The sequence below is a fragment of the Novosphingobium sp. genome (assembly GCF_027489515.1).
GTDB lineage: Bacteria > Pseudomonadota > Alphaproteobacteria > Sphingomonadales > Sphingomonadaceae > Novosphingobium.
In genome coordinates this window covers 20,635-31,669 of record NZ_JAIXZS010000107.1, presented here as the reverse complement: position 1 = coordinate 31,669, position 11,035 = coordinate 20,635, and the positions used below count along the sequence as shown (strand labels likewise).

General features: G+C 65.7%; 10 protein-coding genes. 5 read left to right on the top strand and 5 right to left on the bottom strand.

The annotated features are described in order from the left end of the window. From apaG to Q0082_RS18760, 3 genes are all read left to right on the top strand, one after another. On the top strand, positions 1–360 hold a 360-nt coding region (gene apaG, locus Q0082_RS18770; protein WP_298195129.1), incomplete at its 5' end, for a Co2+/Mg2+ efflux protein ApaG. 16 nt (positions 361–376) lie between these two features. Beyond that, positions 377–1,189 carry a LysR family transcriptional regulator gene (locus tag Q0082_RS18765; RefSeq protein ID WP_298195128.1) on the top strand — a complete coding sequence of 271 codons (813 nt, stop codon included), beginning with the start codon at positions 377–379 and terminating at the stop codon, positions 1,187–1,189. Positions 1,190–1,438: 249 nt separating this feature from the next. After that, positions 1,439–3,316: an EAL domain-containing protein gene (locus Q0082_RS18760; RefSeq protein ID WP_298195127.1), complete on the top strand. Its 1,878-nt coding sequence runs from the start codon at positions 1,439–1,441 to the stop codon at positions 3,314–3,316. Here the strand turns inward: Q0082_RS18760 and Q0082_RS18755 are convergent. Continuing rightward, on the bottom strand, positions 3,296–4,579 hold the full coding sequence (locus tag Q0082_RS18755; RefSeq protein ID WP_298195126.1) for a multidrug effflux MFS transporter: 1,284 nt from the start codon (positions 4,577–4,579) through the stop codon (positions 3,296–3,298). The genes Q0082_RS18760 and Q0082_RS18755 overlap by 21 nt on opposite strands. Before the next feature lie 78 nt (positions 4,580–4,657). Between Q0082_RS18755 and dinB the strand changes: the two genes are divergently transcribed. Further along, positions 4,658–5,782: a DNA polymerase IV gene (gene dinB / locus Q0082_RS18750; RefSeq protein WP_298195125.1), complete on the top strand. Its 1,125-nt coding sequence runs from the start codon at positions 4,658–4,660 to the stop codon at positions 5,780–5,782. Between the two features lie 25 nt (positions 5,783–5,807). On the opposite strand, the gene Q0082_RS18745 is transcribed toward dinB, so the two are convergent. From Q0082_RS18745 to nhaA, 4 genes are all read right to left on the bottom strand, one after another. Continuing rightward, complete coding sequence (locus Q0082_RS18745) at positions 5,808–7,211, bottom strand: calcium-binding protein (RefSeq protein WP_298195124.1); 1,404 nt, start codon at positions 7,209–7,211, stop codon at positions 5,808–5,810. A gap of 116 nt (positions 7,212–7,327) precedes the next feature. After that, on the bottom strand, positions 7,328–7,804 hold the full coding sequence (locus tag Q0082_RS18740) for an NUDIX domain-containing protein (RefSeq protein WP_298195123.1): 477 nt from the start codon (positions 7,802–7,804) through the stop codon (positions 7,328–7,330). A gap of 11 nt (positions 7,805–7,815) precedes the next feature. Next, entirely contained in the window at positions 7,816–8,271 is a 456-nt protein-coding gene (locus Q0082_RS18735; RefSeq protein WP_298195122.1) for a DNA starvation/stationary phase protection protein, read from the bottom strand. A 101-nt stretch (positions 8,272–8,372) separates the two neighbouring features. Then, a complete protein-coding gene (gene nhaA, locus Q0082_RS18730) occupies positions 8,373–9,545 on the bottom strand; it encodes a Na+/H+ antiporter NhaA (RefSeq protein ID WP_298195121.1) in 1,173 nt (390 codons plus the stop codon). 101 nt (positions 9,546–9,646) lie between these two features. Here nhaA and Q0082_RS18725 point away from each other — a divergent pair, with 101 nt between their 5' ends. Next, positions 9,647–11,026, top strand: a complete 1,380-nt coding sequence (locus tag Q0082_RS18725; RefSeq protein ID WP_298195120.1) for a glycosyl transferase family protein — start codon at positions 9,647–9,649, stop codon at positions 11,024–11,026. The last annotated feature ends 9 nt before the right edge of the window (positions 11,027–11,035 follow it).

Here is an 11,035-nt window from a genome sequence, read left to right as displayed (position 1 = left end):
GTGACAGTGCGCGTCGCTGTCAATTTCCTGCCCGAACAGTCGCGCATCGATGCCGGCAAATGGTTCTGGGTCTATCACATCCGGATCGAAAACGGCTCCGACCAACCGATACGCCTGCTGACGCGGCACTGGCGCATCACCGACGGGCGAGGGATGATCAACTTCGTCGATGGCGACGGCGTGGTGGGCGAACAGCCGCTGCTCGCGCCCGGCGCGGCGCACGACTATGTCTCGGGCTGCCCGCTCGGCACGCCGCATGGCAGCATGGAAGGCCACTACACGATGGAGCGCGCCGACGGCTCGCTGTTCGACGTGGCCATACCCTACTTCCCGCTCGCGGCCCCCGCGACGGCCAACTGATTCTGCGGCTTACGGTATGAAGCGGACCCATCTGCCGCTCAACGGCCTGCGCGTGCTCGATGCGGCGGCCCGGCACCTTTCATTCACGCGCGCGGCAGACGAACTGGCGGTCACCCCGGCCGCGGTGGGCCAGCAGATTCGCGCGCTCGAGGATCTGCTCGGTGTGGTGCTGTTCCGCCGCACGACCAAGGGGCTGGTGCTGACCGACGAGGCAGCCGCCGGGCTCGACGCGATCCGCGAGGGATTCCTGCGTTTCGAGGAAGGCGTGCAGGCGATGCAGGCCGGGCAATCGAGCCATGTCTACACCGTCGCCTGCCCGCGCGATTTCTTTGCGGCCTGGCTCAGTCCGCGGCTGGCGGCGTTCCGCCTTGCCAATCCGGGGCTGCGTTTCGCCCTTGTCGGCAGCGATGGTGATCTCGATTTTACCGAGGCGAATCTGAACCTTGCGGTACGCTGGGCGGAAGGGCCGGGCGATCTGGAAGGGCTCGCACTGGGTGAGCCGCTGATGCAGATCGTAGCGGCGCCCGGAGCCGGCGAAGACGCGCCGTGGATCGCCTGGCCGGGTGATCCCGCGCCCGAAGGCGAGGCACGCGAGACGCAGTTTTCGGTCGGTGACGGCGGCACTGCGATCAGCGCGGCGGCAGCCGGGCTCGGCAAGGCGCGCGTGCCGCTCATGCTGGCAGAAAGCGCGATTGCGGCGGGCAAGGTGGTGCCGCTCGGCCCCCCTGATCGCTGCCGCCGCTCCTACTGGCTGGTCGCGCCGACACCGCAGTGGCGGCAGAAGAAGGTCAAGGCGCTGGTCGCTGCGCTTGCCGGGCCGTCCAGCTGAGGCGCAAGGCCCCCGCCGATTGATCCGTTCCGGGCCTTAAAGTTCTCCGATTCCACCCGATTTTGCCGGCGGAGCTTGAGAAGCCGTTAACTCTGTGCGGCGTAAACCGCCGCGATGGCAATCGGCGGTCCCCCATCCAGTGCGCAAACTGGCGCAAGGCGTTGGCTGCGCGGCTTTGTCCGCAGCCTGCGTTGCTATGGGCGCCATTGGCAGCAACGGCCGGGAGACGCCTTTACCGAAGCCTATGCAGTGAGCGTATCACACCGCGCACCGCTGCTTTACCTCGTAGTGATCTTCAACACGCTGCTGGTTGCGGGTTGTTTCCTTGGCACGGCGCCGTTGGCGCTGGTGGTGCTGGCGCCTGTCATGGTCCTCATTGCTGCAAAGCGCGCCTTTCACTGGCTGCCTGATCGGGTAGCGCAGCGGCCGGTGGAGCAGCTGCGCACTGACTTGCAGGGAATGCAGCGGCTTGGCGGATGGGCCGCCCTAGTCTTCGTGGCCTGGTCCCTGGGGCTTTACCCCTACGGCGATCCGGGCCAGCGCGAACTGCTCCATTTCGTGATCGCCGTGACGATGTTCTCGGCGATCCTGGGCATGGCCAATTCGCCGCAGACGGCGCTGCGGCTCGGCGTGGGGTTTACCCTGCCGTGGAGCCTGTTCCTCCTTGCGACCGGCCATCCGAATGCTGTTGCGATCGCGCTTGCGCAAGTGTTCATCACGGTGATCCTGTTGGCGATGACACAGATCCAGCACCGCGACTTCGTGCGGCTGGAGCTCTCGCGCCAGCTGCTGGTCCGCCGGGAGCGGCAGACGGCCGAGCTCGCCAGTGCGCATTACCGGCAGGCGACCGTCGATCACCTGACCGGCGGCCGCAACCGCCGGGCCATCATCGCCTGTCTCGACGAGCACCTCGCCGCACCGGACGGTTCGGTGCGGCCGTGGCTCGCGCTGTTTGATCTCGATGGGTTCAAACATGTCAACGACACCTACGGCCATGCGGCGGGCGACCATGTCCTGCGGACGGTGAACCAGCGGATCGGCGTGATCGAGGGCGTGACCGCGCATGGCCGGCTTGGCGGCGACGAATTTGCCATCCTGTTTGATGGCGCTTTTGATGCCGATGCGGTGAACGCAGCTGCCCGTGCGCTTTCGCACGCGATCCGCGAGCCGATTTCGTTCAACGGCGCCACCCTGCGTCTGTTTGGTTCGATCGGACTGTTCCGGGCCGAGGGGGAGACGGCTTCGACTTGTCTCGAGCGTGCGGATTCGGCGCTCTACAAAGCCAAGGAGCTCGGTGACGGCGCGATCGTGGCATTCGGGCCGGACGACGAAGTGGCGCTGCAGCAGCGCATTGCGGTCATGCGCCAGTTCAACGACTGCCCGCTCGAGGAGCGGCTGCGGTTGCTCTATCAGCCGATCTTCGATTGCCGCGATGGTCGCGTCGTGGGGATGGAAGCGCTCGCGCGCTGGTCGCCCGACGGGACCACCTGGCAGGCGCCCGGGGAGTTTCTCGCGATTGCCGATGCCACCGGCCGCACCGGCGAACTGACGCGGCTGGTGCTGGCACGCACGCTGGCCGAATGCCGCCCGTGGGAGACCGGCCTTGAGGTCTCGATCAACCTTGCTGCGCGCGATGTCGTGCGCGAGGGGTTTGCCGAGACGATTGCCGCCATCGTCGAACAAGCCGGGGCGGCGCCGTCTTCGGTGATGCTCGAGGTGACCGAGCGGGCGTTGCAGATCGATCCCAAGCGCGCGGCGGTGCAACTTATCGCGTTTCGCGAGAAGGGCTTCCGCATCGCGCTCGATGATTTCGGCGCGGGCTGGTCCAGCCTTTCGCAGCTGCGCGACCTGCCACTCGACCGGATCAAGCTTGATCGCCAGCTGGTGGGGGCACTGTCGAGCGATCCTGGCGCGCGGGCGGTGACGGGCATGATCGTCGCGCTGGCATGGCAACTGGGCATCGGCTGTTCGATCGAAGGCGTCGAGAGTGAGGCCCAGGCCGCGGCCGCGCGGGCGCTGGGCATCCATCTCATGCAGGGCTACCACTTCGGCCGACCCGAGCCGGCGGCAGAGGCGCTGCGCGTCTACTCCGGGCTTTCTCCGGCTTCAGCAGTGGGTATCGGGTAGCGCCACTTCGCGAAGGGTTCCGCGCGGATTGATGCGGCGGAACAGGCGGCCGTGCTCGCTCCACATCACGAGCACGAGGGCGCTGAGGCCGCAACCAAGGAAGGCAAGCGCGAGCGGCAGCGCCGTGCCATCGTAGGCAAGACCAATGACAAGGCCGAGGCCCGAGCCGATCACCATGCGCAGGAACGCCTGCACCGAACTGGCGGCACCGGCCATGTGCGCAAAGGGCTGGAGCGCGATCGAGCTGAAGTTCGCACCGATGAAACCCACCATGCAGATGTTGAGCGCGATCACCGGCATGAATTCGAGCAGCGATTCGTGCGTGCGGCTGGCCAGCCAGACCTGCAGCACGGAGAGGGCGATCGAGATCAGCACCGCTGCATGGCTGACGCGGCGGGCGCCGAAGCGTTCGACGATGCGCGAGTTGAAGAAGCTGGCAAACGCCATGCACAATGCGGTTGCGCCGAAGATCAGCGGGAACCAGGCGCCCGCGCCGAAGTGTTCGCCGACCAGCTGCTGCGCGCAGTTCACATAGCCGAACAGCGCGCTGAGGATGAGGCCGCCGCCGATGACATAGCCGAACGAGGCGCGGTCAGACGCAGCGGTGACCATGTTGGTGGCAATCGCCTTCAGCTGGATCGGCTGGCGGTTGGCGGGATCAAGCGTCTCCTCGAGTCGCAGCCAGACCCAGAGGCCGACGACAAGGCCCATTATGGCGAGCAGCGCGAAGATCCAGCGCCAGCCTGCCACCAGCAGCACGGCAAGGCCGATGCTGGGCGCGACCATCGGGACGAGCATGAAGATCACGGTGATCGTAGACATCTGCCGCGCCATGGCATCGCCGCCGTGGCGATCGCGGATGATCGCGCTGGGGAGCACCGAGAGCCCCGCACTGCCGAGCGCCTGCGCAGCGCGCAAGGCAAGCAGCGTGCTGAAATCGGTAACGAGCGCGCAGCCGATCGACAGGGCGATGTAGATCACCAGACTGCCGAGGAGCACCGGACGGCGGCCATAGCGATCCGCCAGCGAGCCGGGTAGCAGCGCGCCGAGCCCGCTTGCGATCAGGAACACGCCGACGATGAGCTGGCGCTGGTTCGGATCGGCAATCGCAAGTTCCTGCGCAATGCCTGCGAGCGCAGGCAACATGGCATCGATCGCGAGCGCCTGCAGCGCCATCGACATGGCCATGAGCACCACGAACTCGCGCGGGCCCATCCGGGCGGAGCCGGGCGATCGGGTCGGTGCGGAGGAGAACGACGTCATGCCGCGAGCCTATAGGCATGTCAGACAATTGTTCCCAGCGCTTTATGCTGCACTGCGAAAAGGGGTAGGGTGCCTGGCATGTCCGCGCTGCCGCCCCCCGATCCGGATGACGAGGAGACCGCCACCGGTCTGCGCAAGGTGATCCATATCGACATGGACGCCTTCTTTGCCAGCGTGGAGCAGCGCGACAATCCGGCGCTACGCGGCAAGCCGGTTGCGGTCGGCGGTTCGTCCGCGCGCGGGGTCGTGGCGGCGGCAAGCTATGAGGCGCGCGTGTTCGGAGTGCGCTCGGCGATGCCATCGGTCAGGGCGGCACGCCTGTGCCCGGACCTCATCTTCTGCCCGCCGCGATTCGATGTCTACAAGGCGGTGTCCCGCCAGATCCGCGAGATCTTCCTGCACTTCACCCCGCACGTAGAGCCGCTCTCGCTCGACGAGGCCTATCTCGACGTGACCGATGATCTGCGCGGGATCGGCTCGGCGACACGGATTGCCGAGCTGATCCGGGGGCGGATCAAGGCCGAGACGGGGCTGACCGCGAGCGCCGGGGTGTCCTACAACAAGTTCCTCGCCAAGCTTGCCAGCGATCAGAACAAGCCGGACGGGCTTTGCGTGATCCGGCCGGGGGAGGGCGCGGCGTTCGTGGCGAAGCTGCCGGTGAAGCGCTTCCACGGGGTGGGGCCGCGCGGGGCAGAGAAGATGGCCGCGCTGGGGATCGAGACGGGCGCCGATCTCTCGCGGCATGATCTTGCCTTTCTGCGCCGGCATTTCGGAAGCCAGGCGGACTATCTCTACCGCGCCGCGCGGGGGATCGACCTGCGCCGGGTGCGCGCGGATCGGCCGCGCAAGTCGGTCGGCGGGGAGCGCACGTTCGAGCGCGACATCGGCAGCGGGCCGGCGCTGCGCGAGGCGCTGGAGCGGATCATCGCAATCGTGTGGGAGCGAATCGAGCGGAGCGGGGCGAAGGGGCGGACGGTGACGCTCAAGCTCAAGGACACGAGTTTTCACACGATCACCCGGGCGAAGTCACTGCCGGGACCGGTAGCGGACGAGCGGACCTTTGCCGAGGCGGCGCGCGCCCTGCTCGATAGCGTTTTGCCGCTGCCGCAGCCGGTGCGGCTGATGGGGCTGACGCTCTCGGCGCTGGAAGATGGCCACACGACCACGCCGGAGGTGGCCGATCAGGCGTTCCTACCATTTTAATCGCGGGCTTGCGCTGCGACCGCGTTCAAAACATGTAAAGGGTCAAGAAGTTGCTGATGGTGTTGTTGATGTTGAAGTCGGTCTGCCAGGTGATATCCGCGGCGACGAGCGTTGTGCCGGGAGCCAGAGTGCCCAGCAGTTCCTGCGCCAACGTACCGGTGCCGTCCGCATCGAAGAAAAGCTCGCCAGTCGTGCTGTCGTAGATCAGCCGGTCGTCGGCATCATGCGCCGCAGTGCCTTGCCAGAAAGCGGCGGCATCGGTGGCGCCTTGATAGGTGTATCCAGCCAGCTTGTCGCTATTCAGCACGATCGTGTCGACGCCCGAGGCAAAATCGGTGATCCGGATCGGTTCAGCAACGCCTTCTCGGGCGGTTGCGAGATAGAAGTGATCCCCACCAGCGCCGCCGGTCATGGTTCCCTGCCCCAACAGCGAATCGTTGCCATTCCCGCCATCCAACGTGTCGTTACCCGCCAATCCGACCAGCCAATCGGCACCCGCTTCACCCTTGAGGACGTTGTTGCCTTCATTGCCGAGAATGAAGTTGTCGCTGCGATTTCCGGTGAGATTGATCGGCGCGCTGGAATAAAACGCGTTGGCGGCAACCAGCCCTTCTACATTGGCGGCGAGCGTGTAGCTCACCGAGGAGCGGACACTGTCCACCCCGGCGCCGCTCTCGGTAATGGTATCGCGCGCTGAATCCACGATATAGTGATCGTTGCCCGCGCCGCCCGATAGCATGTCCGCGCCCGCACCGCCGTCAAGCACGTCATCGCCCCTGCCGCCCAGCAGCGTGTCGATACCGCGGCCGCCTGAGAGAACATCATTGCCGCCCAGGCCGCTGAGCGTATTGGCCATCGCGTTGCCGGTCAGCCGGTTGCCGAGGGCATTGCCGGTGCCATTGATCGCGGCGCGACCCTTCAGTTCCAGATCCTCGACGTAGTTGCCGAGCGTGTAACTTATGGTCGAAAAGACCGTGTCGCGCTCCGCACCCGTTTCGGCGACTTCGATCACCTTGTCGCCAATATTGTCCACGACATAAATGTCGCCGAACAGATCGCCACGCATCACGTCGGCCCCGGCGCCACCATCGAGATAATCCCGGTCACCCGTGGTGCCGATCAGGACATTGTCCAGAGCATTGCCTCTGAGACTGCCTCCTCCGTACAGGCGGCCTTCCTCGACATTGGCAGGCAGAACGTATGAAGCGGTGCCGATGTAAATGACAACGTCATACCCTTCGCCGATTTTCTCGATGATGGTTGGTCTGAAAGCGCCGTATTCATAGGTATCGTTGCCAAGACCGCCGACAAGCTTGTTGTTGGGGCCGAGACTACTCAGGGTGTCATTGCCGCCAAGGCCGAACAGCACATCACCGCTGTTGTTGAGGCTGAGCACATCGTCGCCATCTGTTCCGCGGTAATTTGCCATTGCGTACAATTCTCTTTGGTCATCACTATCAGCTGATCAAGTTCGTAGGCCTGTTAATACACCTTGCCAACACAAGACTGATCCACAGCGGAGCCAGCGCTAACAAGCAGGTCGTTCTACGCCTCTGAGGCGCGCAAGATGCCGAGCGCGACACGGACGACCGCGCCCGTAGAGGGCGGAAGGGCATCGAGCGGAAAGAAGGCGGCGTCCGTGATTTCCCGGCCGTCGGCATGGGGCGTGCCCTCGCTGCGGCCGGCGATCAGTTCGATCCGATTGAGCCAGCCGCCAGGCATGCGGCGCAGATCGGTGCCAATCCACACGGCATCCGAGAGTGGGCAGCCGGTCTCCTCCAGCAACTCGCGTGCCGCCGTGTCAACGGGGTTTTCCCCCCGCGCCAGACCGCCACCGGGCAGCAGCCAGCGGTCCGGCTGATGATAGCTGTGGCGCACCATGAGCAGCCGTCCGCCGGCATCGAACGCGAGCACCCCGCAGCCGCGCATTTCGCGCCGCATCAGGCCCCATACACGCAGGCGGATCGGCTGGGCGATCCGCAGTAGAGCCCGGTGCAGCGGGGGCGGCAGGCGGGAGAGCAAGAGTGCGCTTCCTAGCCGAGGGTCGAGCTCAGGAACCACACGCGCTGCTGGGCCTGGTCGGTCCAGTCATCGGCCATGCCTTCGGTCGCGTTGTCGCCGGCTTCGGTCGCGGCGGCCTTGGCGGCGCGGATGCGCTCCACAAGGGCGGCGTTGTCGTCGCGCAGCGCGGCGACCATGGCCATGGCATCGAGCCCGCTGCGGTCATCGTCGGCAATCACGGTGCGGCCGGCGATCGCGCCGATCGAGGTGAGCGTGGCGCCGCCGTTCTTGCGCACGCGCTCGGCGATCACGTCGGTCAGCGCGAAGAGCTCGGTCGCCTGCGCATCGAACAGGAGGTGCAGATCGTGGAACTGCGGCCCCTTGACGTGCCAATGGTAGTTCTTGGTCTTGAGATAGAGCGCGAAATAATCGGCGAGGAGGCCGTTGAGCGTGTCGATCAGGGCTTTGGAGGCGTTGTCACCGGGCATCGAAGAGTCCTTTGGGTGCGAGTCTGTGCTGCTGCCTTATAGCGCCCATTTCGCATTGATGTTTCACGCAGAATTCGGGTCTTGGTGATCGCTGCCGTCGATCACGCCGGCGCGATGCGCGGAGCCATGCGCAGCACCGCGGCGCCTGCCAACGCCGATAGCAGCGATCCGCCGAGCACGCCGAGCTTGGCCTCCTCGACGAGCAGCGGCGCATCGGTGAAGGCGAGCGCGCCGATGAACAGGCTCATGGTGAAGCCGATGCCGCATAGCAGGGCCATACCCCAGAGATGGAGAAACGTGGCGCCGGCCGGGCGGCTGGCAATGCCGAGGCGTTCGCAGCCGAGCACGGCCAGCATGACGCCGACCTGCTTGCCCAGGATCAGCCCCAGCGCGATTCCGAGCGGGAGGGCTGCAAGCGGATCGCCGGTGCCGAGGGCGACGCCTGCGTTGGCGAGACCGAACAGCGGCACGATGACGAACCCGCTCACCTCGACGAGGGCATGTTCGAGGCGGAGAAGCGGGCTGTCCCCATGGGAATCGAGCGCGACCGGGATGGTGAATGCGGCGAGCACACCGGCCACTGTCGCGTGGATGCCGGAATGCAACACCGCGAACCAGAGCACCGCCGCAAGAACCAGATAGGGCGGCAGCGACCGCACACCGAATCGGTTTAAACTTGCCATCACCGCGAACACGGCGATGCCCAGCATCAACCAACCGAGATCAAGCGACGCTGTGTAGAAAAGGGCGATAACGGCGATCGCGCCGATATCATCGACCACCGCAACGGTGAGGAGGAACAGGCGCACCGAAGGGGGGACACGGCTGCCGAGCAAGGCCAGCACGCCGAGAGCGAAAGCAATATCGGTGGCAGCGGGAATGGCCCAGCCGCCCCGCAGCGCGGGATGTCCGAAGGTTATGCCTAAGTAGGTCAGCGCCGGGACCGCCATGCCGGCCATTGCGGCAATCACCGGAAGGCGCCGGCGCGCATTGTCCGCGAGGGCGCCCATGACGAACTCACGTTTTATTTCAAGCCCTACGACGAGAAAGAACACGGCCATAAGGCCATCGTTGATCCATTCGTGCAGCGTCTCGAGGCGCGCCACCGGGCTCCATGCAAACGGGTGGAGGAAGAGATCGTGCCATGCCTTTGCGAGCGGCGAATTGGCGAGCACGAGCGCCAGCGCAGCACAGGCCATGAGCACCATGCCGGGCGCTGCCTCGCTCGCCGCCAGCTTGCTGCGAAGTCCGCCGGAACCAAGGTTTCTCGCCATTCTCGAACCAATCCTTTGGACTCGTAACATTGCAACGATAGGTGATCACGGCTAATTCAATCCATTGGGATTAGTGCCACTTATGGCGCGAGGGCAAGAAAATGACGCCGTTGTGCACGGCATTGGAGTGGCTCGGCCGGATCGAGCATGAGCTTCTTCTCTTCGCTGCGATCTGGTTCGCGGTGGGTTCCCTCGATGAACTCGGAATTGACCTGCTCTGGCTCTGGCTGCGTCTGACAGGAAGGGTCTGCACGGGCAAGGCCCCGGTGGACAGCACCGCACCCTTGCGCGGCGTTGCCGCCGTGCTCGTCCCGGCCTGGAAGGAAGCCCCGGTCGTGGGGGCCATGCTGACGCACACCTTGCGGTCGTGGCCGCAGGCGGAACTGCGCATCTATGCCGGCTGCTATCGAAATGATCCGGGAACGCTGGCGGCGATGGTGGCAGCGGCCCACGATCCGCGGCTGCGCATCGTCGTGCACGATTGCGCGGGCCCGACGACCAAGGCGGATTGCCTCAACCGGCTCTATGCCGCGCTGATCGAGGACGAGGCGCGGGGTGGCTTCCGGGCACGAAGCGTGATCCTGCACGATGCGGAAGACATGGTGCATCCCGCCGCGCTTGCGCTGCTGGATGCCGGGCTCGACAAAGCGGACTTCGTGCAGTTGCCGGTTCGGCCAGAACCGCAGGCGGGCTCGCGCTGGATCGCGGGGCATTACTGCGACGAGTTCGCCGAATCCCATGGCAAGGCGATGGTGGTACGCGATTGGCTTGGCGTGGGCCTGCCCTCGGCAGGCGTGGGCTGCGCGTTCAGCCGGGCTTCGCTGGAGGCGATCGCGGAGCAGCGCGGCGCGGCCGAACCGTTTGCTGCCGAATGCCTGACTGAGGATTATGAGTGCGGTCTGCTGGTCGGCCAGATCGGCGGCGCCGCGAAGTTTGTCCGCGCGCGCGACGCGGAAGGGCAACTGGTCGCCACGCGCGAGTTCTTTCCGGCAGGCCTTGGCCCTTCGGTGCGCCAGAAGACGCGGTGGATGCACGGCATTGCCTTTCAGGGCTGGGACCGGCTGGGCTGGGAGGCGCATCCGCTCGAGCTGTGGATGCGTCTGCGCGACCGCCGCGCGCCGCTGACCGCCATCGTGCTGGCCGCGGCCTACATGCTGCTGATCATCTCGCCGCTGCTGTTCATTGCCGGGCGGGCGGGGATCTATCGTCCGCCGCCGATCGATCCGCTGCTGAAAGTGCTGCTCGTCATCAACTTTGCCGCGCTGGCGTGGCGCTGCCTGCTGCGCGCGGTGTTTACGGCGCGCGAGTATTCGTTCGGCGAAGGCATCATGGCGGTGCTGCGCATGCCACTGGCCAACGTGATCGCGATCATGGCCGGGCGGCGGGCGATATCGGCCTATCTCGCCTCGCTCTATAGCGGCCGTGTGAAATGGGATCACACGGTTCATCTGTACCATCCCGCGCTTGCTGCGGTCCGCTGACTCAGGGTT